Source organism: Hoylesella timonensis 4401737 = DSM 22865 = JCM 15640, from assembly GCF_000455445.1.
In the GTDB taxonomy this organism is placed as follows: Bacteria; Bacteroidota; Bacteroidia; order Bacteroidales; family Bacteroidaceae; genus Prevotella; species Prevotella timonensis.
This window is the reverse complement of sequence record NZ_HG417091.1, coordinates 1-24,920: the sequence shown is the minus strand read 5'-3', so window position 1 is coordinate 24,920 and position 24,920 is coordinate 1. Positions and strand designations below refer to the sequence as shown.

At 42.2% G+C, this 24,920-nt stretch carries 19 protein-coding genes and 1 tRNA gene; 6 read left to right on the top strand and 14 right to left on the bottom strand.

The features are described 5' to 3' along the window. The first annotated feature begins 162 nt into the window (after positions 1–162). From BN35_RS02310 to BN35_RS02290, 5 genes are all read left to right on the top strand, one after another. The gene (locus BN35_RS02310) at positions 163–2,880 is read left to right on the top strand and encodes a DNA gyrase/topoisomerase IV subunit A (RefSeq protein ID WP_025072453.1); all 2,718 of its coding nucleotides are present in this window, start codon (positions 163–165) and stop codon (positions 2,878–2,880) included. Next, on the top strand, positions 2,858–3,697 hold the full coding sequence (locus BN35_RS02305; protein WP_025072454.1) for a DUF3316 domain-containing protein: 840 nt from the start codon (positions 2,858–2,860) through the stop codon (positions 3,695–3,697). Before BN35_RS02310 ends, BN35_RS02305 begins: the two co-directional genes overlap by 23 nt. Then, complete coding sequence (locus tag BN35_RS02300; RefSeq protein WP_025072455.1) at positions 3,694–4,710, top strand: S41 family peptidase; 1,017 nt, start codon at positions 3,694–3,696, stop codon at positions 4,708–4,710. Before BN35_RS02305 ends, BN35_RS02300 begins: the two co-directional genes overlap by 4 nt. Before the next feature lie 58 nt (positions 4,711–4,768). Continuing rightward, positions 4,769–5,056, top strand: a complete 288-nt coding sequence (locus BN35_RS02295; RefSeq protein ID WP_025072456.1) for a hypothetical protein — start codon at positions 4,769–4,771, stop codon at positions 5,054–5,056. Between the two features lie 71 nt (positions 5,057–5,127). Continuing rightward, positions 5,128–5,212 (top strand) — tRNA-Leu (locus BN35_RS02290). Positions 5,213–5,307: 95 nt separating this feature from the next. Here the strand turns inward: BN35_RS02290 and BN35_RS02285 are convergent. Genes BN35_RS02285 through BN35_RS02275 form a run of 3 tightly spaced genes read right to left on the bottom strand, consistent with a single transcriptional unit; the run spans position 5,308 to position 9,134 of the window. After that, complete coding sequence (locus BN35_RS02285) at positions 5,308–6,231, bottom strand: CvfB family protein (protein ID WP_248616677.1); 924 nt, start codon at positions 6,229–6,231, stop codon at positions 5,308–5,310. A gap of 42 nt (positions 6,232–6,273) precedes the next feature. After that, on the bottom strand, positions 6,274–7,005 hold the full coding sequence (locus BN35_RS02280; RefSeq protein ID WP_025072457.1) for an ABC transporter ATP-binding protein: 732 nt from the start codon (positions 7,003–7,005) through the stop codon (positions 6,274–6,276). Next, entirely contained in the window at positions 7,002–9,134 is a 2,133-nt protein-coding gene (locus BN35_RS02275) for a cation:proton antiporter (protein WP_025072458.1), read from the bottom strand. Before BN35_RS02275 ends, BN35_RS02280 begins: the two co-directional genes overlap by 4 nt. A gap of 803 nt (positions 9,135–9,937) precedes the next feature. Here BN35_RS02275 and BN35_RS02270 point away from each other — a divergent pair. Continuing rightward, positions 9,938–10,945, top strand: coding sequence for an aspartate-semialdehyde dehydrogenase (locus BN35_RS02270; protein WP_025072459.1), 1,008 nt, complete (start codon positions 9,938–9,940; stop codon positions 10,943–10,945). 159 nt (positions 10,946–11,104) lie between these two features. On the opposite strand, the gene BN35_RS02265 is transcribed toward BN35_RS02270, so the two are convergent. From BN35_RS02265 to purB, 11 genes are all read right to left on the bottom strand, one after another. Next, entirely contained in the window at positions 11,105–11,482 is a 378-nt protein-coding gene (locus BN35_RS02265; RefSeq protein ID WP_025072460.1) for a RidA family protein, read from the bottom strand. Positions 11,483–11,596: 114 nt separating this feature from the next. After that, positions 11,597–12,751, bottom strand: coding sequence for an OmpA family protein (locus BN35_RS02260; RefSeq protein ID WP_028901148.1), 1,155 nt, complete (start codon positions 12,749–12,751; stop codon positions 11,597–11,599). 21 nt (positions 12,752–12,772) lie between these two features. After that, positions 12,773–14,989 (bottom strand): fibrobacter succinogenes major paralogous domain-containing protein, encoded by a 2,217-nt coding sequence (locus BN35_RS12725; protein ID WP_025072461.1) that lies wholly within the window; start codon positions 14,987–14,989, stop codon positions 12,773–12,775. Next, a complete protein-coding gene (locus BN35_RS02250; RefSeq protein WP_145992916.1) occupies positions 14,986–15,474 on the bottom strand; it encodes a T9SS type A sorting domain-containing protein in 489 nt (162 codons plus the stop codon). Before BN35_RS02250 ends, BN35_RS12725 begins: the two co-directional genes overlap by 4 nt. A gap of 28 nt (positions 15,475–15,502) precedes the next feature. Beyond that, complete coding sequence (locus tag BN35_RS02245) at positions 15,503–15,901, bottom strand: DUF1573 domain-containing protein (RefSeq protein WP_025072463.1); 399 nt, start codon at positions 15,899–15,901, stop codon at positions 15,503–15,505. Continuing rightward, positions 15,876–16,361 (bottom strand): hypothetical protein, encoded by a 486-nt coding sequence (locus BN35_RS02240; protein WP_025072464.1) that lies wholly within the window; start codon positions 16,359–16,361, stop codon positions 15,876–15,878. Before BN35_RS02240 ends, BN35_RS02245 begins: the two co-directional genes overlap by 26 nt. 108 nt (positions 16,362–16,469) lie before the next feature. Next, the gene (locus BN35_RS02235) at positions 16,470–19,697 is read right to left on the bottom strand and encodes a zinc ribbon domain-containing protein (RefSeq protein WP_025072465.1); all 3,228 of its coding nucleotides are present in this window, start codon (positions 19,695–19,697) and stop codon (positions 16,470–16,472) included. Next, positions 19,694–19,819, bottom strand: coding sequence for a hypothetical protein (locus BN35_RS14035; RefSeq protein ID WP_257009414.1), 126 nt, complete (start codon positions 19,817–19,819; stop codon positions 19,694–19,696). The genes BN35_RS02235 and BN35_RS14035 overlap by 4 nt, the downstream gene beginning before the upstream one ends. 335 nt (positions 19,820–20,154) lie before the next feature. Next, positions 20,155–21,549, bottom strand: coding sequence for an asparagine--tRNA ligase (gene asnS / locus BN35_RS02230; protein WP_028901149.1), 1,395 nt, complete (start codon positions 21,547–21,549; stop codon positions 20,155–20,157). A gap of 202 nt (positions 21,550–21,751) precedes the next feature. After that, positions 21,752–23,164 carry a pseudouridine synthase gene (locus tag BN35_RS02225; RefSeq protein ID WP_025072466.1) on the bottom strand — a complete coding sequence of 471 codons (1,413 nt, stop codon included), beginning with the start codon at positions 23,162–23,164 and terminating at the stop codon, positions 21,752–21,754. A gap of 161 nt (positions 23,165–23,325) precedes the next feature. Continuing rightward, positions 23,326–24,672, bottom strand: a complete 1,347-nt coding sequence (gene purB, locus BN35_RS02220; protein ID WP_025072467.1) for an adenylosuccinate lyase — start codon at positions 24,670–24,672, stop codon at positions 23,326–23,328. Positions 24,673–24,920: the final 248 nt, after the last annotated feature.

Below are 24,920 nucleotides of genomic sequence, written 5' to 3'. Positions count from 1 at the left end.
TAAAAACGCGCGTATTTTGAACGAATGTCCTAATTTTTCAACATTTTTATTTGCTTTGTTTTCATGACATCATGGGCGTGTAAAGATGGTAAATGATTTGCAAAAGTGCCATTTTTTTCCTACTTTTGCAAGTTGAGTAAATCTACCTATACAGAAAAGTTCATGAGCAAAGAGACAAACCAACAAGACGATATAGAATTAGAAGACAACGAATTGACTACCGACCAGCATTCTGACTACCAACCAGCCGACCGATTTGACGCTTCAGCAGTGCACCATTTGAGTGGGATGTACAAAAATTGGTTTTTGGATTACGCCTCGTATGTCATCTTAGAGCGTGCCGTTCCACACATAGAGGACGGTCTAAAACCTGTGCAGCGACGCATTCTGCACTCCATGAAGCGCATGGATGATGGACGATATAATAAGGTTGCCAACATTGTGGGGCATACCATGCAGTTTCATCCTCATGGAGATGCTTCTATTGGCGATGCGTTGGTGCAAATGGGACAAAAGGATTTACTCATTGACACGCAGGGTAACTGGGGAAATATCTTGACAGGCGACCGTGCTGCTGCACCACGTTATATTGAAGCTCGACTGTCTAAATTTGCCCTTGATGTTGTTTTTAACCCTAAAACGACCGACTGGCAACTCAGTTATGACGGCAGAAACAAAGAGCCTATCACACTCCCAGCCAAGTTCCCATTGCTCCTCACACAGGGTGCAGAGGGCATTGCGGTAGGCTTGAGTTCGAAGATACTACCTCACAATCTCAATGAAATTTGCCAAGCTGCTATTCATTATCTGAAAGGCGAGCCCTTTACACTGTATCCAGACTTTCCTACGGGTGGTAGCATTGACGTAGAAAAATACAACGACGGACAACGAGGAGGAACGCTAAAAGTACGTGCTAAGATTGAAAAGTTAGACAATAAGACGCTGGTAATCAAGGAAATTCCATTTAGCAAGACAACGACAACGCTCATTGACTCTATTCTCAAAGCCATTGACAAGGGGAAAATAAAAGCCAGGAAAGTAGACGACAACACAGCTGCCGAAGTGGAGATACAAGTTCATCTGTCGCCGGGAATTAGTAGCGACAAAACAATTGATGCCCTATATGCTTTTTCCGATTGCGAAATCAATATATCACCCAACTGCTGTGTGATAGAAGATAATAAGCCTGTGTTTTTAACTGTGAGCGATGTGTTGCGCCACAGCGTAGATAGCACCATGGGATTGCTGCGCAAGGAATTGGAAATTAGGCGCAACGAACTATTAGAACAATTATTTTTTGCTTCGCTTGAGAAGATATTTATCGAAGAACGTATCTACAAAGATAAGAAATTTGAAGAAGCCAAAGATATAGATGCGGCTGTGGCACACGTGGATGACCGATTGGAACCCTTTAAGCCGCATTTCATCAGAGAGGTAACACGCGACGACATCTTGCGACTGTTGGAAATCAAGATGCACCGCATCCTTAAATTCAACAAAGACAAAGCAAATGATTTCATTGTGCGTACCAAAGCCGAAATTAAAGAAATAGACCACGACTTGGCACACATGACGGATGTAACCATCAATTGGTTTGAATTTATCCAAACCAAATATGGCAAAGAGCATCCACGACTTACAGAGATACGCAGCTTTGACACCATTGAAGCTACGAAGGTGGTAGAAGCCAATGAAAAGCTTTACATCAATCGACAAGAAGGGTTTGTAGGAACAGGACTAAAAAAGGACGAGTTTGTATGTAACTGTTCGGACATTGACGATATCATTATTTTTTATCGTGACGGTAAGTACAAAATCATAAGGGTAGCAGACAAGATATTTGTGGGCAAGAATGTGATTCACGTTCAGGTGTTCAAGAAAAACGACAAGCGTACTACTTACAACGTTGTTTACAAGGACGGCAAAAGCGGAATATATTTCATCAAGCGTTTTAATGTTACCAATTTCACTCGTGACAAAGAGTACGACTTGACTCAAGGTAAGCCCAATTCTAGAGTAGTATATTTTACTGCCAATCCAAACGGAGAAGCTGAAGTGATAAAGATAACATTAGAGCCTGACCCTTCCAAGCCAAGACAAAACATCTTCATCGAAAAAGATTTTTCTGACATCAAGATTAAATCGCGCAGTGCCAAAGGAAATATTGTTTCCAAGAAGCCTATTCACCGCATAGGACTAAAGAGCCATGGGCACAGTACACTGGGCGGTAGGAAGGTATGGTTTGACCCTGATGTAAATCGCATTAACTATGAGGAACACGGACGCTATTTAGGTGAGTTCAACGATGATGACTCTATCTTGGTGGTGCTTGACAATGGGGAATTCTACATCACCGACTTCGATGCCAACAATCACTACGATGACAATATCCAAATTATAGAGAAATGGGACGATGCGAAGGTATGGACAGCCGTGCTGTTTGATGCTGACAACCAAAACTATCCGTATGTAAAGCGCTTTACGATGGAGGCAATGAAGAAAAAGCAAAACTACTTAGGAGAGAACCCAAACAACAAATTGGTTTTACTTACCGAAGTTGCCTATCCTCGCTTGTTACTTACCTTTGGAGGTAATGATTCTTCACGTCCCAGCCAAGAGATTGACGTCGAGGAGTTTATTGCTGTAAAAGGCTTTAAGGCAAAAGGAAAGCGTCTTACTACTTGGGAAATAGACAAGATAGAAGAACTCGAACCAACACGCCAACCCGTAGTTGAGCAAGATGACGAGCCAGAAGAAGACGCCAATGATGATGAAGAAGAAAATCTTGACCCTGATGCTGGAAAGAGTCAGCAACAAGTGATTGACGAAATAACGGGGCAACTAAGTTTGTTTAACGATGAGGAATTGGCTCCTAAATAAGATAAGCGTGAGGGGAATAGCTGTCGCTTTCATCTTGATGGGCGGAACGATAAGCACAATAGCGCAAGAAGAGAGGGCACTACCCCAACGTATCACGACAAAAAGTGATATGATAGGCTATGGACAAGCGTCTTTATTGGACACTTATCTGTCTGCCGAAACATATACGGGGTATCGCATTGACTACCTTTCACACATCATGCGAACAAAAGAAGAGAGTCGCTGGATGCAACTGAAAATTCATCAAGGCAACTTCACCTACGTCAAGAATCGGGCAAAGAATGCCTACGAAATGGAAGGAATGTACCAATTTGAATATGGTGTCTTTTACCAATGGCAGCTCTTTGAAAAGCATTTACAGTTGATGACGGGTGGGAAAATGAACCTACATGCAGGCGCACTCTATAATGGAAGAAACGGCAATAATCCGATGCAAGCCAAGTTAGGAGTCAATATCGCGCCTGCCCTCATCCTTTCCTACGCACTAAAAATACAAAAAGTTCCCCTACAATTACGCTATGAATTATCTACTCCTATCATAGGAATGATGTTCTCGCCTAATTACGGACAGTCTTATTACGAGATTTTTTCAAGGGGCGACTACGACCACAACATCGTTTGTACCCATTTAGGAAACGCCCCTGCTTTGAAACAGTTGGTTACACTCGACTTTACACTCTGGAAAACAACTTTCAGAGTGGGCTATTTGGGAGATTACCAACAAGCAAACGTGAACAACTTGAAGTATCACTCCTATTCAAACGCTCTCGTAATAGGCTTAGTGAAGAAATTTACACTCACACATATCCTACCATGAAAAAGCTCTTATGCATACTCGTATTAAGTCTGGGGCTATGTAGTTGCACGCAGGACGAAGTGTTTGAAGATACCCCACAAGGCAATTTAGAAGCCTTATGGAAAATTTTAGATGAGCACTATTGCTTCTTCGAAGAAAAAAGAATCGACTGGTATGCTATCTATCAACGATACTCTCACCAAATGAATCAACGGCTAACGGAGTACCAACAGTTTCAAATCATGGCTAAAATGCTTGCCGAACTCAAAGATGGACATGTGAATCTTTACACAAGCTTTGATCATGGACGGTATTGGAGATGGCATGAAGACTATCCAAAGAATTTTGATGAAACACTTATTGACCACTATATCGGCACCGACTATCGCATCACGGCTGGTATGCGGTATTGCATTTTAGACGATCACGTGGGATACATCTCCTGTCGTTCGTTTGAGGGAGCTATTGGATCGGGCAACTTGGATAACATTTTATTCTATTTAGCACCTTGCAATGGACTCATTATAGATATTAGAGGAAATGGCGGTGGGATGTTAACTTCTGCAGAACAGTTAGCAAGCCGCTTTACCAATGAGGATTTATTAGTTGGCTACATACAACACAAAACAGGCAAAGGGCATCAAGATTTTTCAAGGATGCGTGAACAAATTTTACACCCTGCCAAAGGTGTTAGGTGGCAAAAGAAAGTGATTGTGCTAACCAATCGGGAGGTCTTTAGTGCAGCCAACGAATTTGTTAAATACATGAAGGCTTGTCCACAAGTGACAATTGTAGGAGATAAGACTGGTGGAGGAGCCGGACTTCCTTTTTCGAGCGAGCTGCCGAATGGGTGGGGAGTAAGATTCTCTGCATGCCCTATCTTTGACGCAAACAAGAAAAGTACAGAATTTGGTATAGACCCCGACTACGTTGTTATGATGAAAAAGATGGACACTTTAAAGGGTGAAGACACGCTTATTGAGTTTGCACGAAAGCTACTATCAAGTACTCACATTCCAACAACAACTAAATAGCGAGATGTCATACCATTATCTTCACTATCATTGCTAACCCAAAAGTATCATCAACAGCATGAAACGACTACTCACTCTCTTTCATCAATGGTTAAAAAGCTTGTCATTTCGGACAGGTGTTATCGTATTAGGCATGTGCATTCCTTTCTACATTCTTTCCTTTGCACAAATGTTATTGCCAATAAGCGCAACTGCCAAAGGTGTTTGGTGGACGATACTCTTTGGTTTAGCTAAAACCTGTCAGTATAGTGGGCTTACTATCATCGGAGTGGAAGGATGGAAGAGACTGAAGAAAAAGTTACAACTTGAGAAGAAGTCTCCTAAAAGAGGAGCTTCTGAAGAATAAAACGATATTTTTCGAGCAAACAAGATTATTTTATAAAATTATTGATTAACTTTGCAACCGCAATGTTTTTTGCGCCCGTGGCGAAATTGGTAGACGCGCTAGACTTAGGATCTAGTGTTTTGCGACGTGTAGGTTCGAGTCCTATCGGGCGCACCACAAAACTTCCGAAATGCTGTAGCGATGAATCTACAACACTTCAGAAGTTTTTTTAGATTGTATAGACGGGGGTGCTGAAGATGTTCGCAATCCTATTAAGAGTGGTCTTCAACTAATCGGATGCCATCTGGTTGAATGCTAATCAATCGACGTTTATACAAGTCTCCGACAGCCTTTTTATACGTCTTCTTGCTCACATGGAAGCGTTGTTTGATGAGTTCGGCATCGCTCTTATCCCCCAACTCACAATATCCACCATGCGAACGGAGATATTGCAACAACTCTTCTGCAAAGTTCTCTGTTTGTTTCTGTCCAAACGGTTGCAACGTTACATCAATCTTTCCGTCTTCACGCACCATAGAAATGTACGCTTTTAACCGGTCGCCAGTATGTACTGGTCGAAATATCTGATTGTTATAAATAAGTCCGCCATAACGATTGTCGACGATCACCTTAAAGCCCAAATCTGTTTTTTGCCACACCAAGATATCTACCTCATCTCCACTTTTATACGAAGGTTTGTCGGAAGAGAGAAAATGTTCCACCTTCGCAGAAGAAACGATTCGATAACTTTCCTCGTCGACATAGACATAAACAATGTATTGATGTCCCATCTCCATGCGTTTCTTCTGTTCACGAAAGGGACAAAACAAGTCTTTCATCAGGCCCCAATTCAAGAACGCTCCATACTCATTAACCCATGAACACGACAAGAATGCAAACTCGCCAACCTTAGCCAAAGGAGTTTCGGTGGTTGCTACCAACCGTTCATCTTGATCTAAATAGACAAAGACATCCAAGGCATCGCCAATCATATAATGTGCTGGCACATAACGTTTCGGCAACAATATTTCGCCTTCATCCCCACCATCAAGATATAAACCAAATTCCACCTCTCTTAATATCACTAAACGATTGTAATCGCCGAGGCGAACCCATGAGTGTTCGGGTGCATGGGCTTGTTCAAGCACTTCTTCTCCCGTATGGTCTTTATGCTGTTTTTGTTGATTGTATTTCATTATTCAATTGGATATTTAGATAGAAGATTCTTGTGAATGCTCCTAAGAATGACGTGTATCATCTTCAGAGCATTGAGCGGAAGGTTGACATTGCGCATCATTTTCTGCTTGGCATGGCGTAGTCTGGATAAGCCTACCGTCTTTCATGTGGATGGTGCGGTCGGTGATGGACGCCAAGCCCTCGTCATGTGTCACAATAACAAAGGTTTGCCCAAACTCTTTACGCAAATCAAAAAACAACTGATGCAGCTCTGTCTTGTTCTTAGAATCCAAACTACCACTGGGTTCATCTGCCAATATCACGGCTGGATGGTTCACCAATGCTCGTGCCACTGCCACACGCTGCTTCTCACCTCCTGACAATTCATTGGGTTTATGACGAGCACGATCCAACAGTCCCATATATTGGAGTAGCTCTTGGGCACGCTGCTTTGTTTCAACTTGGCTTTTACCTGCAATCAATGAAGGAATCATGACATTCTCGAGTGCAGTGAACTCGGGCAATAGTTGATGAAATTGAAATACAAAACCAATGTGCTGATTTCTAAAATCACTTAGTTTTTTGGAAGATAACTGGTCTACTCTAACCCCATCTACCATGATTTGTCCTTGGTCTGCTTGGTCTAATGTTCCGATTATCTGGAGCAAAGTCGTTTTGCCAGCACCACTCGGTCCCACAATACTCACAACTTCTCCTTTGTTGATGTGCAAATCAATGCCTTTTAATACTTGGAGATGACCAAACGACTTTGTAACGCCTTGTATATCTATCATATCTTTTTTGTTTTTTCAATTTTATTCTTTATCCATCCTCCAACAACGTCATACGCCGAACGTTCTTCCTGATGTTGGGATTGAGAGTAGGTCATATCGCCCTCTACAGCCCCATATTGGTCGGGGAAAACAATGAGAATCGTTTTCCCAGAAAAGTTCTGTCTTATTTCTTCTGCCAATTCTTCTAACGCATTTTTATAAGAAACGGTGCCTTTGCGCGCTGTAATGACCACAAACATGTGATCGTCGGCAATCGTAGAAGCCAACTGCGGAAACTGATTCCAGTGTTCCATGTCCTTAAATGCCGCTCTCACCACAGGATGCTTCTCTTGTATATACGCACTTATCAACGCTAATGTGTCTTGTCTGCCATGAAACTCTATTCGGCAATCTAAATGCGTCGCCATACGCAAAAGGCGTTCCAACCATCGGTAGAAGCCCGGTTCAAATTGAGCTCTCGAAGGTACTGCCACCACAATACGGCGGAGCGTGTTGAGGGGTTGCATCAGTCTTGCCATGATAATCTGACAATTCAATCCGTTAAACAAACTTTGATGAAATTGCCCCCAGAACTTCTTTGAAACCTCAGCGTGCGTGTGCATCCCAATAATTATCTCGTTTGCGTGAAATTCTTGGAAAGCATGCTTGATGCCATTGGCGATATTCACGGCTATTCTCACCTGCGATTGTACTTGCACATCCGACCCTGCCGCATAACGAGTAACTTGTTCTAATAAATGTTTGCCTTTTTCCTGATTCACTCGCATTTGCTCATCTTCATACACCACGTTAATAGCCGTGAGTGGTCTGTTGAGCTTTCGGCTTTTCATTAAGATTGCCAAACCAATGAGTTGTTCGGCATAATTGGGATATTTTATAGGAACAAGGATATGCTCATCATCGAGAGACGCCTCTTCATCCGATGCAATTTGCTGGTCACGTAATGTTATTTTCTGGGCAGAACGCTCTGTGATCAACGAGGAAATGATGCAGGTGAGTAGTATCATCAGCACCACACTATTGAGAATTTCATCATTCACAAGAAACTCTCCCGGCGACAGTTCTATCCTCATCCCTACCATCACCATGGCAATAGCTCCTGCGGCATGCGCCGAAGTCAATCCAAACATCATCGTTCCCGAAGAGAGTGGAAGCTGAAAACGATGGCTCGCAAGATAGGCAGCTAACATTTTTCCTACGGTTCCCACAAAGGTTATCACCAACAGGAAGAACACTACTTGCCCGCCTGCAAAGAGGATTCGCAAATTGATGAGCATTCCCACTCCTATCAAGAAGTAAGGGATAAACAGCGCATTGCCTATAAACTCTATCCTGTTCATCAGTGGAGAAACGGCTGGTATATAACGGTTCAGTATCAAACCTGCAAAAAAAGCTCCAAATATACCTTCAAAACCAACGGCTTCACTCAGGGCTGCGCTCATGAACATCATCGCCATTACAAACACATACTGCATCACCGCATCACTATAGCGACGCAGAAAGTAACGTGTAAATCGGGGAATCAAAAGAATCATGGCGGCACAATAGATGGCAAATTTCAGCGTGAGCATCAACCAAAATCCCACATCCGACCCACTTTCAGCAGAAGAGACAATGCCTGCCAACAGCACTAACGCTAACAACAGCGACAGCATAGTGGCACCGACACTCAGCATCACACTGGGTTTGCGCTGCAATCCATATCGGCTTACTATGGGATAAGCAATAAGGGTATTGGAGGACATGATGCACCCCAACAGCAACGAAGCCTGTGCGGAGAAATGTAAAATGTAAACACATGAAAAATAAACCAGCACAAGGGGTACTGCAAAGGTAAGAAGACCGAACGTCAACATACGATATTTGTTCTTCTTCACCCCTTCCATCTCCATTTCGAGCGATGCCAAGAACATGATGTAATACAGCCCTACTTTGCCAAACAATTCGAACGAGTTGTCACGAACCAAGATATTTAGTCCATACTTCCCTAACACAACGCCAGCCAGCACCATGCCAATGATATGGGGAATACGCAATTTTCCCATGATTATCGGTGCCAAGAGTATGACCGATAATACTACTAAAAACACCAAAGTGGGGTCCGTAATGGGGAAATATGCTGATATCATGCGGTTAGTTTTTTTACACATCAAAGGTAGTGCAAGCCGAAGACAGAGGAAATTTATTTTCTCTGTTGAGGCGCAGCCTACCTTATGCAAATGTAGATAAATTTTCCGAATTATCAGCGAGTGGGATAAAGAAAGAGTTTTTTCTTTGAGGGCGGAATCAACAAAAGCACTTTTCAAATAGCATTTTTGTCCTTTTATTTTACCAAAAAACGGTCATCCAAAATCTTCAAAATAGAAAAAATTAATAGGCAAACGACATGCAAAAATGAGCTGATTTTGCCAAAATTGATGCCTTTTCAAGTTGGAACATCGACTTAACGCTCTTGGAAACACTCTTTAGAGGTGTTATTCACATACTTCAACGACATTAAAGCATGCAAATAGCAACCTTATCTTAATGCTTCAGTCGCCAAAAAGTGGTGAAAATACGAAAGAAAGGAAATGATTTATACGCAATACTCTAAATAGCAATGGGTTATGAAAGTTGCTCATAATTCGCGTATTTGCGACCAACATTGCCGTTGGATGTTTTCATGCGAGTTTTGAGAGGGTGTTTGTAAAGAAAATTCAGCATTAATTCTTCTTCGTTCTAATGTACTTTCAATTTTACAGAAACTATATTTTTGATATTTTTCATGGTAAAAATATCATTCTTCAATGAAAGAGCCGGCATAACTTAAAGAAAAAAGCATTTTCTTTATTCCATAGGCTTATAAATCATAGTTTTTATGTAAATTTGTCGGGTACTATGTACATAAAAGAAGTTTGAGCTTTGCTCAGTTTTAATAAAAATAGATACGACAATGAAAGTAGCAATAGTAGGCGCAAGTGGCGCAGTAGGTCAGGAATTTTTACGCATTTTGGAAGAACGTAATTTCCCTATCGACGATTTAGTGTTGTTCGGCTCTGAACGCAGCGCAGGTAAGACATACAACTTTAAGGGTAAAGACTACACGGTGAAACGTCTTCAGCACAACGATGATTTCAAAGGTGTCGATTTTGCCTTTACCTCTGCTGGTGGTGGCATTTCTAAAGAGTTTGCCGAGACCATCACAAAACATGGAGCCATTATGATTGACAATTCTAGTGCATTCCGCATGGATAAGGACGTGCCGTTAGTAGTACCCGAGGTGAACGCTGAAGATGCACTCGTTCGTCCACGCAACATTATTGCCAATCCCAATTGCACGACCATTATGATGGTGGTGGTACTGAAACCCATTGAGCAACTAAGTCACATCAAACGGGTTCGCATTTCCTCCTACCAAAGTGCAAGCGGAGCTGGAGCGGCAGCCATGGCAGAAGTACAGCAACAGTATAAAGAGTTAGTGGAAACGGGCGAGGTGAAAACCATTCAGAAATTTCCACATCAGTTGGCATACAATGTCATTCCGCAAATAGATGTGTTCACAGAGAACGGTTACACCAAGGAAGAGATGAAAATGTTTAACGAGACGCAAAAAATCATGCATTCGGACATCAAGACGAGTGCCACTTGCGTACGCGTGTCTTCGCTTCGTTCGCACTCTGAATCAGTATGGATAGAAACCGAAAAGCCACTTGATGTTGAAGAGGTGCGCAAGGCAATAGCTGCTGCACCTGGTTGTAAGGTGAAGGATGACCCTAATGCAGGACTTTACCCCATGCCTTTGGAATCAGCTGGTCACGATGACATCTATGTTGGTCGCATCCGCAAAGACTTGGCAGACGACAACAGTATCACGCTATGGCTAACGGGCGATCAGATTCGCAAGGGTGCTGCACTGAATGCTGTGCAAATTGCAGAATATTTAATCAAAAAGGAGAGATAAAAGAACCAGCCTTTCTCCTTTTTTCGATACTTTCACTGAAAGCTCATTATTGTAACCACAAATCTAAAGCTCAGTGAAATATCTTACTATTGCAACGGAATTTCACGGAATGGCACAGATGTAGTACGCAAATCCGTGAAATTCCGTTGCAATTAACTTTTATGCTTTCACTGCGATGCACTCTACTTCTACCAAAGCTTCCTTAGGGAGTGTGCGTACAGCAACAGCAGAGCGAGCTGGATAAGGCTCTGCAAAGAACTCTGCATACACTTCGTTCATGGCACCAAAGTTGGCCATATCGGATAGATACACCGTTGTCTTGATTACTTTGGACAAGTCTAACCCAGCGGCTTTTAATACCGCTTGAGCATTAAGGATGGACTGACGTGTTTGCTCCTTGATACCACCCTCGGGAAACTTTCCTGTTGAAGGATCTATTGGTAATTGACCAGATGCAAAAACAAAGCTGTTGGCTTCGATAGCCTGACTGTAAGGTCCAACTGCAGCTGGAGCCTTTTCTGAATGTACTGATTTCATTATGTTATGTTTTATAGGATGATGATGCAAATTTAATCATAAAATCTGAATCATGCAAAAAAGAGAGCCCAACATGATGAGCTCTCTTTTTAATGCAACTTTATATCGTAAGTATTATTCTGCGATACAAATCGTAACGCGGTTTTTATTGTTTACAGCAAATGGTTGTACTCTTGAACCCTTTGAATCTGAAATAATGCGATCGGCAGGGATATTGTACTTCTCCTTTAAGGTCTTCACTACGATTTGAGCACGAAGACGAGCCAAGCGGTCGTTAATTCTATTGTTACCAGTACCAGCATCAGCATAACCTGTAACAGATACCTTTGCGTTAGGGTTGGCATTGAGGTAGTCTACCATTTCTTGTATCTTACCTGCTTCTGAGTTACGAATCTTAGCAGAGTTAATCAGGAAGAATACGTCACGACGGAAAGGTTCTACTTTCTTTTCAACCACTTCTTCTTTAACCTCAGGTGCTGGAGTTGGAGCAGGTGTAGGCTCTACATACTCTTGAACAGGAGCTGGCTCGGGTGCAGGAGCTTCAACCTTCTTATAGGTCTTTCCTAAGTTGATACGGAATCCAGCCAAAGCATTGAAGTACCAGTCAGGATTGTCAGCTTTCTTGGAGTTGTACTTGTCACTCAAGATGTTGGCGTTACCCTCTACCAAGAAGCTAACGGCATCGCTCAAGCGGAAAGCCAATTCAACACCACCACGGCCATAAGGCTGTACTTTAGTACCATCCCATAAATTCTGCAACTGATAGTTGTCCAAATTCTTCAAGGTCTTGGCAATGGCATTCACCTCATCATTTTTCCATGCGATGTTTGCACCACCGCCTAAGAAAGCTGTTACGTTGAATACTCGGTTAGGATTCCAGCCACAGAATAAATTTGATAAATTAAACATCAAATCCAAACCTGGAGCTACATAATTAAATTTATAGTCAGCAGTGTATGGATTACCAGTACGAGCCAACTCATAACCATTCCAGCCTCCCTTGCTCTGCCAGCCATTGGCTTGCAAACGCAATGCAAAGACAGGTGAGAACTGATAACCAAGACCCAACTGTACATTTGGAGACAACAATTTGTCAAACTTAGCTTCGCCAAGTGTGTACTGTGCACCACCCTGAAGATTCAGGAAAGCATGTTTCTTAAACTGATACTCGTTGTTGTTCGCATCAGTGTAAGTAGCTTGTGCAAAAGCGGTGGCAGCGCTCATAGACAACAGAGCAACAGCCATGAAAGTTTTCTTAAACTTTTTCATAATTACTGTATTTAGATAAAATTAATAATTCATCACAGGCCTGATCAAGGCACCATATTCCCTGGGCATACTGCTTGCATAGAAACCGCTACTGGCTAAAGACAGGGCATAGGCAGTGCTCTTGCTCGAGTCCTTATAAGTATAAATTCGGTCTGTCCAATACTTTCCAAACGATCCGTTGCCACCAACTGAAGTTCCATTGTTATAACCTGCAGCAGGCAGGAAGATATGGTTCTTGACATTTTTCTTATTCGTAATCAGATAACCGGGAACTCCATCTTGGAACGTCCATTCCAGTGTGCAATTGCTCTTCAGCTCACCCACCTCGTCATCGGTTGGCATTCGCCATGTTCCGCCCCACAATACACGGGCAGCATCAAACTTACTCCCAGCAATGTGGCTCACGGAAACGGAGTCGGTGAACGCTCCGGTCAAAGTATCATATCCGGCAGTGTAACTTTGCCTGGTGTACTCGGTCTTGTCACTGATTTCAGCCCAAGCGAAATACTTACCAGCATCTGAAGCCTTAACAGCACCGACGTTACGGTCGGACCACATGACAGACACGCCCAAATCAACTGCTTTTCCAGCTGTAGGAGATGGTGGCTCTGGGGTAGGACCTGGGTCGGGATTTGGATTTGGCGTAGGATCAGTACCTGGATTAGGTGTCGGATCGGGTGTGTAGTTTTCGCCAGGTTCAGCATAAACAGCACGAACAGGAGTCAAGATAGTCTTCAAACTCAACTCTATTTCTACATAATTCTTTCCTAAGAGCTGAGCATACTTGGCTGAGTTTGGACTGTTGTCGGCTAACTCTGACGACCAATAATAGGCGTCGTCACCAATGCCGTGCGATGTATTATCAGCCCGTCTCCAGCCTGCACGTGGGAAGAATATTTGTTTGCCATTGTTGGAAACAATCCAACCCTCGATGCCCTTATTGTTGTAATTTGGAGTATACGCCCAAGTGCATTTCTCTAATTCCTTTAACTCCTTGGTTGTAGGCAGTCGCCACTTACCACCCCACTGCGCACGTGCAATGTCATACTTGGTTCCACCAATGTCTTTTGTGGCTAACCCCTTGGCATATTCGGTGACATCATTCGAGAATAACTCGCCCGTTGGATCGCCCCAGCCAAAGTAACCTCCATACTCGGCTTCGGTTTTGGCTCCCATGTTCCACTTTGCCCATTTGACCGACAACCCCAAGTCTACAATCTCAGGCTCTGGGAATTTGGGCTGTGTGGTAAATTGTAACTTTTCTCCATAAACGTAATCACTCCCAACTAAAGCATAAGCTTGATAATAATAGGTGGTACGCTGAGATAAATCTGTGAGGACGAACGTTTTGGTATTTCCTTGAGGAATGGTTGTATCTGAAACCTTAGGCCCCTTAATAGGATCTAAGTCAACAGGATTCTTAGCATAGCAAACACCATACTCTTTTACCTGGTCAATACCTCCTGAAAGAGAAACGTTAACATTCGCAGTTTGATAGGTTACCTCTGTAGCTGGAGCGGTTACAGCATATACAGCTTGTACATATTTGCCATAGACGGGTCGGATGCTACAGCCAATGAAACGTTTCAAGGCAGTTTGCAGCTTGTCGGCATCTGTAAATTTCAAGGCAACAGCGTTGGTCTTATCGGTATCCAAGATACCCGACCAATAGTAACCAGCAACGCCTTCCTCGGCCATGATGGCTCCGGTACGCGAACCCGTGACAGGGATGAAAATGGAATTAGTATTTCCTGGCTTCTGACTGGCAACTTGGTAACCAGATACGCCATTCTTTGTGGTCCATGTCCATGTACAGTGGTCTATCAACTCTTGTATTTCGTCAGTTGATGGCAATCGCCATAGGTCGCCCCACTTCTGCTTGGCAATGTCATACTTGCTCATGATGATATTGCCCAGCGGATGCTCAACGGGGAAGTATTTCAGATTGACCGACCTGTTGGTACCTGTCACGTCACCCCATCCTACCAAAAGACCGGATTCGGTGTCGGTGGTTGCACCCAAATTGAAGTCGGCCCATTGCACCGAAAGGCCTAAGTCAACAGGCTTGGCTGTAGCGGGAACAACAAGAGGATCAGCCTCTTTAAATGTGATGCTATCCACCTCCCAGGTAAACCAATCAAAGGTTTTGTCAAGCGTGTGTACATAAACCTTCTGCTGGGCTTGCACCTGAAAGAATGAGGCGAAAAGCAATAATATAGTTAGTATTCTTTGTTTCATCGTTTGGTTACTTTGAATGAATGATTGTTACAACGAATAATGTATATGCCCTTTGGATAAGCCGCTAAATCAACCTTGATGGAGTTAACTTGTCTTTCAATATCAAGCGACATCATCTTACCTTCCAAAGTAAATACACGAATCTCAGTATTTCCTTTGAGTCCGTCAATCTGAACAGTATGTCCATCAAGATAGGTAAAAGTCATCTCATTTGCTTGAACATCTTGTGGCAAGGTCACATCAGTTGTATATTCTTCAAAATATATTTTTTGTACGTCTTTGTATTCTGCACTAAAGTCGGACGAAACAATTTTGATTCCGTCTGGCCAGAAAGTAACAACAGGACGCTCAGTCAAGTGAAATTTATACAAGTCACCTGATTTCATCTGAACCATCAGCACATCACCTTCGTTACTTGCCATGGAAGGTGAAGTCACCATACACAGCAACAACACAAGCATGGCAAAAATTCGTAATCGTCTCATGCTCTATTCATTTATCTATTACTCCTATTCATATAACATGTCCTTTAATGGTTATCTCCACGGGCTGTGGCTGCCCATTGGTATAAATAGCCACTTTTTTTAATATTGGGCCAGGAAAGAAAGGAGTTAAATCTACTGTAATTTTAATTTTATCGCCCGAACGGTGCTTATATGCCTCCTTCGGATACTGAACAGTTGTGCAGTCACAATCGGTCTTAATATTATTAATTATCAATTCCCCTCCACCTTTATTTGTAAAAGGAGCAAGGATAGTCTGCACTCGATGTTCGCTGTCCAAGTTGCCTAAATCGTATTGCTGCGTTTTGAGCTGAAGCTCAGGCTTACCTGTTGCACACGATAATGTAGTGCAACAAACTATAAGCAACAGCCATGCGAATAGATTACTGGTTTTCTTTATATTTATCATAAACGTTTTCTACGCCATCAGCGTATTCATCCAACAACGTAAGATACCATTTCCCATCCTTTAACACAGGATTCAAACAAAAGGTAGTAACACCTTTCTCTTCATCAATACTACCGTTAGGCATAATTTGTACTGACACCTGTACTTCGTTGTTTTTATCACTTCGTAAAATAATGCCCTTCACAGCACAATCGTAAATGGGCATACGCGAATAGGCATCAATATATTTCTGCTTCATTTCTTCAGACAATGGCAAGATACTATCATTTCGCAAAGTATACAGCATGCTGGCTGTAACTCGGAAGTTCTTATTCTTGAAATTCTCCACATAGTTATCTACTAATGTCTTTATCTCAGATGAGTCTTTACTAGAATAGTCCATAGAGGCTGGTCGTAGATACTCAGAACGAAGTGGATCTTTTTTCTTACCAGACTTACATCCAACAAATGTCAACGTCATGCAAAGCATGCATATTGTAAATATCTTTAATTTCATAAAGTCAATTTAAGAAAAAAAGGGAAGGAGTAAATTACCCCTCCCCTTCAAGTATGATAATCTAATCTAGGATTAGAACTTTTTAGCGTTATTAGCGGTCTTCTTCACTGTAATAGTTACATTCTCAGTGATATAACCCCAGAGGTACTTAACAGTTACAGGAATCTTAATCTGGAACTCCTGAACAGTAGCACTCAAATTCTTGTAGGTCAGTGTACCACCATCAGCTGCAGTATAAACGAAGTCAATGTTCTTAGTAACATCGCCTAATGGAACGAACTTAGAAGGATCGCTCTGACCCAAGTTGGTCATCACATTAGGATTGAGGCTAATAGACTGTCCGTCTGCAATGCCATCGATTGTTACACCCGTTACACCATAGTACTTCTCATATTCACCACCGATACCAGCAGCTTGTTTTTTGTTCCAAGCATCACGCCAGTCTGTGAACTTCAAAAGGTCTGTAGCCTTAATCTGCTGCATTTCAACATAACTTGCATCAACAATTTCCTTGTTGGCATTCTTAGCGTTGATTGGACGGAGGAAGCGAACGTCAAATGTATTGTTCGTCAGAGCCAGATTCTTTGCGCACTCATTCTGAGCCTTGATACCGATGATAGCTTTCACTACGTCGTTAGCCAATGAGTTGTGATCCTTGTAGTTCAGCAATGCATGAGCATAGTCATTGTGCTGGTAAGCAATCATGGTCTCGCTTGGATCTTCAGGACTGGTAAGAGTTGCAACAGGATTCTTAGCCTGATTACCCTTAATCTGGGCATTCAAAGTCTTACCATCTTCAGACACTGACATTACATAAGTCTTGCCGTCGATACCCTTGTATTCCTTGCCTGTGTTTGCAGCATCGAATACGAGACTGAGCTTCAGTTTAGCAGCTGCATACTCTTTACCTTCAGTAAGGTCTTTAACAACGTTTATCAGACTAGCACCAATCTTGTTGCCCTTGAATACGTCGCCAAATGTTGTCTCCATCTTATCGGCTGTTCCATTAGGATTATCCTCAGGAGTCAAAGTATTGCTGTGAATCTCAGCGGTTCCAGGTGTAGAAGTATTAGTAGCATACCAGTAGTTAGAAATGATGTTGTCAGCCAACTTCACTTCTCCAGCAGGTGTAGAGTCCTCACCAACGCGCTTGCCAGTCTTGAAAGTAACAAATACATCAGGATACTTAGACTTGTCCTTAGACTCGTACTTCACGGCAATTTCTACATTAGCCTTCTTCTCTGTAACGAACAGTTGCTTAGCTTGAACAGCAGTTAACTTCCAACCCAAGATACTTGTAAGAGTTCCATCTTCAGGAGAGGTTTCGTTCTTAGTATAAGCCTGTCCGATAGGCTCAGCCATCTTCTCAAATGTCTTGCCATTGGCACTCATCTTATACTGCTGCAAACCACCATTATTTGCATCCTTTACAGGAGAAACGCCATAATTAGCTTCGAATTCTTCACGAGTGATACCTAACATGTGGTACAAATCGTACTCTGTCTGGATCCACTTTGTCTCGTACTTCCACTCTTTTGCAGGATCTGTACATTCACCATTATATGAGTAGTTGTAATCAGGTCCTTGATAATCAACATGCTTATCTGGTTCAACTGTAGCAGGAGTCTTCTTCTCTGTAATCTTGATACGGATATAACCATAATCAAGCACTTTACCATCCTTGTCAAGCAAAGATACACGAACTAATGGTGTACGGCCAATGGTAGGACGAGCTTGCTCAGCTCCGTAAGCTTGTTGCTTACCTACATGATCCTTGTCATACTCAGGCATCTGTGGACGGAATGTATAACCGTCTTCAGGATTAATAGCAGCATGAGCAGATTCGGAAGTCTTGGTAGACCCTAAGTAAAGTGCTGTAATCTCGAACTTAAACTTCATGCCATTAGCTTCGAAATCCTCAGCGGTCATCAATCTGTTGACACCCTTTGCATTCTTATAATGTACTTCTACAAGCTTGCGGAGATCCAAAGTCTCATTGTAGTTAACAGAATCCTGAGGACCGTACTTACCACTTACACCTGCTTCAAATGCGTGCTGCATCAACAGCTGGTGGTGTTTGTGATCTTTGTCAGGTCCAGCCAGTACAGACTTATTAGGACTTTCAACACCTAAGAAAGGAACATCTTCACCAGCACGGTGAGCCAATTTCAAGTCAGAAATAGACTCTGCATATAAAGTTGCATAATCAGAAGTAATGGTCCTTTCAGCGATGTTTTGGTCCTTATTCAAGGTCATACCAGGAAGTGTTACCTGTGTAGCGAAAACGGTAACCATTTCGTTTTCTTTCACAGACTTAATCTTTTCAGGATTTGTTACGTCCAAGTTAACCTTTAACATGCCACCTTCAACTGTCCAGCTTGCAACAGACAAACCTGCATCAGCAGCAGCACGTGTGTACTCCTTGTCTCCAGAGAGGACATTAACCTTAGCAGTAGCAGGATCTATAACAGCTGTTGAAGGGTTCATGTGGTAGTTTGCTACAAAAGCAAGTACTCTCGAACCAGCCTTTGCTTCATAACGTTCAGCCTTATCATAACCCTTGGTTTCTATCACGTTCCAAGCAACAGGAGACAATGTGTATGCGTTGTACTTCAAGGTTTGAATTTTGGTAGCCTCGATACCCCAGTAATATGAATCTGGAGCGAAAACGATACTACGAAGCTCTGTAGGTAGCAATACGTTCAATACGTTAACGTTTGTACTTACCGCATCAATCTTATCAGACAATGACTTAGCATCAGCCTTGAGCTGAGCGATTTCTTCAGACAACTTCTTATCCAAAGCTTTCGTAGCCTCTTCAATCTTGTCATAAATCTTCTTGATATCAGCCTCTGACAAGCCTTTCTTCTCAAGAGCCTCTAAACGGGTTTTGTAGCCTTCAAGCGCATCCTTTTGCTCTTGAATATCTGACTTAATACCCTCTTGTGCTGTCTGCACATCTTCAAGACCAGCCTTCAGTTCCTTGATTTGTTTCAAATGCTCAACAAGGCTACTTTCTACAGCAGCTACCTTTCCAGCCAGTTCTTTCAGTTCTGCTTCGCTTGCCTTGCCTTTCAAAGCTTCGTTTACTTTTGCTAAAGCTTCTTCAGCAGTCTTTACACGTGCCTCTAAGCCAGAAACATCTGCAGCAAGCTTTGTAATCTGCTTTGTCTGATCTGCATCAGCTGTCTGCAGCTTTGTAATAGCCTCTTGCAGTTGTGCATCTTTGGCTTCCAACTGTTTTTGCAAGTTAGCGAGTTCGCTCTGCAATTCTGTTTTTACAGTCTTGAGTGGAGTCAATGCATCAATCTGTGTTGCAGATTGTTGATGTCATCATCGTAGTCCTTACAAGATGTAAACGTACTCATAGAAGCTGTTACTAAAGCTCCCATTAGCAGCGTACTTAAAAATTTCTTTCTCATACGATATAAAATTAAATAAAACAATAAAAATTAAATATATACTTATTATTCAAAGACGCTTTGATTTCTGTCAGAAAACTAAGCCGTCTGTTTTTTTCACGCCAATGATTGTTCGTTATGTACATAGTAACCCTATTACAGGCAAATTATCTTGGTGCAAATATAGAGATAAATATTAAAACAAACAAATAAAAATCTTCTTTTTTTAATATTTAGACAAGTTTTTTTATTTAATCTCTCATTTATACGCAAAACAACACGTTATTTTTTCACTATATGTGTCGTTCTCACTATATAATAAGGTATCGGCATGAAATATCATCAGATGAATTTGTTTAGAATTCTGCGCACTTGGGTGTGCGTGGGAAAGGTATCACATCTCGAATATTCTGCATTCCCGTAACAAAGAGAATGAGACGTTCGAAGCCCAATCCAAAGCCACCATGAGGACAAGAGCCAAATTTACGTGTATCAAGATACCACCACATATCTTTCATCGGAATGTGGCGACGTTCGATTTCACCCAGCAGCTTTTCATAACTTTCTTCACGAACCGATCCCCCAATGATTTCACCAATCTGTGGGAAGAGCACATCCGTCCCTTGAACCGTTTTGCCATCTTCGTTGATTTTCATATAGAAGGCTTTGATTTCCTTCGGATAATTGTACATGATGACAGGTTTCTTAAAGTGATGTTCCACCAAATAGCGTTCGTGTTCACTCGCCAAATCCATTCCCCATGATACAGGATATTCGAACTTCTGTCCACTCTTTACCGCTTCTTCCAAAATTTTGATTCCTTCGGAATAATCAAGTCGCACAAAGCTACCGCTTACAACGCTCTGCAATCGTGTCAACAAGGTTTTATCAATCATCTTGTTTAAGAACTCGAGATCATCCTTACAATTGTCCAAAGCCCATTGCACACAATACTTGATAAATTCTTCTTCAATGCCCATCAGATCATCCAAATCTGTAAAAGCAATTTCGGGTTCAATCATCCAAAACTCTGCCAAATGACGAGGGGTGTTGGAGTTTTCGGCGCGGAAAGTTGGTCCAAAGGTATAAATCTGTCCTAAAGCGGTGGCACCCAGTTCACCTTCCAACTGTCCTGAAACGGTGAGCGATGTCATTTTCCCAAAGAAATCATCATCATATTTCACCTTTCCTTGTTCATCTCGCTGTAGATTATTCAGATCTTGCGTAGTTACTTGAAACATCTCTCCTGCACCTTCTGCATCCGAGGCAGTAATAATAGGTGTATGGAAATAAAAGTAACCATGGTCATGAAAATACTTATGTATAGCGATTGCCATATTGTGGCGAATGCGCATCACCGCTCCAAAGGTGTTGGTGCGCAAACGCAGATGTGCATGCTGTCGCATATATTCAAACGACTGCCCTTTTTTCTGCATCGGATAATCGTTGCCACACAAGCCATAAATCTCAATTTCTTTTCCTTGAATTTCTACGGTTTGTCCTTGTCCTTGACTTTCAACCAAAGTGCCAGAGACACATAAGCATGCGCCTGTTGTGATGTTTTTAAGTGTTTCGGGGTCTATTGTTTCCGGGTCAACGACTATTTGTACGTTCTTAATCGTTGAACCATCATTCAGTGCTATAAAGTGTACGGCTTTACTACTGCGATGAGTACGCACCCAACCTTTTACCAGCACTTCTTGATTGAAGTCTGTACTCTGAAGGACATCAATAATTTTTGTACGTTTCATTATGTTAGTTTTTTAGTTTACGAGTTTACGAGTTCACAAGTTTACAAGGTGACAAGTTGACGAGTTGACAAGTTGACGAGTTTACAAGTTCACAAGTTAATGCCGATGGTTTGTTGTCGTTCGCAATTGGTTATAGGCGACATTATGGAACCATCAACTGGTCAACTGGTCTACTTGTCAACTTGTCAACTATATATCTCAACTATTCAAATGCACCCATTCTCAGCATATCTACTTCCTGAGCGGTGAGGAATCGCCAATCGCCTCGGCGCAGATTCTTTTTGGTTAAACCCGCAAACTGCACTCGATCCAATTTGATAACTCGGTAGCCCAAGCTCTCAAAGATGCGACGCACAATGCGATTTTTACCACTATGGATTTCTATTCCTACTTGATTTTTCTCTGGCTCATCTGTATACTCAATGGCATCTGCATGGATTTCACCATCTTCTAACTCAATTCCCTCGGCAATTTGTTGCATATCGTGTGCAGTTACATTTTTATCTAAGAACACATGATATACTTTCTTCTTTAGAAACTTGGGATGAGTTAATTTGCTTGCCAAATCTCCGTCGTTGGTAAACAAAAGTACCCCTGTGGTGTTTCTGTCTAACCGACCCACAGGATAGATACGCTCAGGACAAGCATTTTTCACTAAGTCCATGACCGTTTTTCTTTGTTGCGGGTCATCACTGGTGGTCACGTAATCCTTGGGCTTATTCAAAAGCACATATACTTTCTTCTCTAAAGAAACAGGCTGATCATGGAACACCACCTCATCTGAGCGTAGGACTTTCGTTCCCAATTCTGTTACAACTTCGCCATTTACCTTCACTACCCCAGCTTGGATAAACTCATCAGCCTCACGCCGGCTACATACACCAGCATTAGCCAAGTATTTATTTAATCGAACAGGAACTGTCGGATCGATATGCTCCTCATTATATTCAATTCGCTTCTTCAAACTATATTTTGCATTCGGGTTATAGTTTGGAGAATGTTGACGATAACCTCCTTGCTGGTAACCGCCTCTATTGTAGCCCCCCCGATTTTGATAATTGCCACGTGGTTGATACCCTCCTCGATTGTAACCTCCCTCACGAGAGTATCCACTCTGACTATCATTGTTGTTATAACGTGGGCGATAACCACCCTGACGAGACTGATATCCATTCTCGCCATCATTGTTGTATCGTGGGCGGTATCCACCGGACTGTCGGGATGAATAACCTTCGTCTACATCATTCTGGTATCGAGGGCGATAACCTTCTTGTCGACGTGACTGATAGCCACTTTGGTAGTCACGACGATAACGAGAGCGATATTCTCCTTGCTCATTATTCGAATAACGAGGTCGATAAGGACGCGAAGGAGTTCTTTCTACATTATTATTTTCTAAATTATTCCCAAAACCCTCTGGGCGAAAGCCACCCTCACTTGTTGGTCTACTCATCCGTTCACCATCATAAGGACGTTGAATGCGACGACGAGGTCTTCGCTCACCGTATCGAGCATCTCTTTCATTATTTCCCGAAGGCCTTTGGTAAGTCTCACGACTTTGATTGCCCTGCTCTAAGGATTGCTCCTGAAAATTCTTTTCTAATTCTGAATCCATCATTTTTAATCAACTTTTCTTTGTAAATAATTAGCCTCACGGCTGATTTTGATATATTTTTATTTTCTGATATTATTATCGTAATAAATAGGTCTGAAAAACCGAAACGTTTAACGTGCCGTCCGTCTTTCAAAGGCGTCACGCCTTCTCCCCTTTCGCACTTACACACCTGTGTAATTATGTGGTGTAATCGCCATCAGTTCTTTTTTTATTTCGTCACTTACATCCAAATTCTGAATGAACTCATAGATGGTCTGTTCGGTCATCTGGTGGTTGGTACGTGTCAATGCTTTCAACGCTTCGTATGGATGCGGATAAGCCTCGCGACGCAAAATGGTTTGGATAGCCTCTGCGACCACTGCCCAAGTCTTATCCAAATCTTGATATAGTTTGTCTTCATTCAAGATAAGCTTGCGTAATCCCTTCAATGTGCTCTGAAGGGCTATCATTGTGTGTCCTATTGGAACACCGACATTACGCAACACGGTAGAATCTGTTAAATCACGCTGCAACCTGCTCACTGGCAATTTCTGAGCCAAGAATTGTAAAATGGCATTGGACATACCTAAATTACCCTCGCTATTTTCAAAATCTATCGGGTTCACCTTATGAGGCATAGCACTCGACCCAACTTCTCCTGCTTTGATTTTTTGCTTAAAGTACTCCATGGAAATATACATCCAAAAGTCTCGATCCATATCTAACACGATGGTATTGATACGGCGCAAAGCATCGAAGAAAGCCCCCATGTGGTCATAATTACTAATTTGGGTGGTGTATTGCTCTCGCTGCAAACCCAACTTCTCCTGCACGAAGCAATTACCAAAATCCTTCCAGTCAATGGCAGGATAAGCCACATGATGTGCATTATAGTTTCCTGTAGCACCGCCAAACTTAGCACTCATCTTACAAGTCTCAAGAAGCGTTAACTGCTCACGAAGTCGATAAACATACACCATGAGTTCTTTGCCCAAACGAGTTGGTGAGGCAGGCTGCCCATGAGTTTTTGCCAACATTGGCACGTCCTTCCATTGGGCGGCATAGGCTTCCAACTGTTCTATCAATTCTTCAATACAGGGAATCAGCACTTCATGCAGCGCCTCCTTGATAGACAAGGGCACACTAGTGTTATTAATGTCTTGTGAGGTAAGTCCAAAGTGAATAAACTCTTTGAACGTTTCCAACCCACCTATCTTATCAAACTCTTCTTTGAGGAAATATTCAACCGCCTTGACATCGTGATTGGTCACCTGTTCTATATCCTTTACACGCTGTGCAGAAGTTTCATCAAACTTTTGATAAATATCCCGAAGACGCGGGAACAAAGAATGATTAAAGTTTTGGAGTTGAGGTAACGGAAGTTCGCAAAGGGCAATAAAGTACTCTATTTCCACGCGTATGCGATAGCGAATGAGCGCATATTCTGAAAAATAATCTGCCAGTGCAACTGTTTTGCTGCGATATCTCCCATCAATGGGCGAAATGGCGGTTAAAGCGTCAAGTGTCATTATCTTATTATGTATATTTCCTAAAGGGTAGCACCAGCTCAAAACAATTGAGCTGTCTTCATTTGCAAAGATGCATCCTATTTTCTGTAAAGATTGCACGAGCCGAAGACAGAGAAAGTTTACATTCTTTGTTAAGGCGCAGCCTATCTTCTGCAAAATTACACATTTTAATCGATAACATCATCAACTTTTTGATATTTTAATAGAAAGTTTATCAAACAATAATTTTCGTGGAAGCCTGGGCTCAG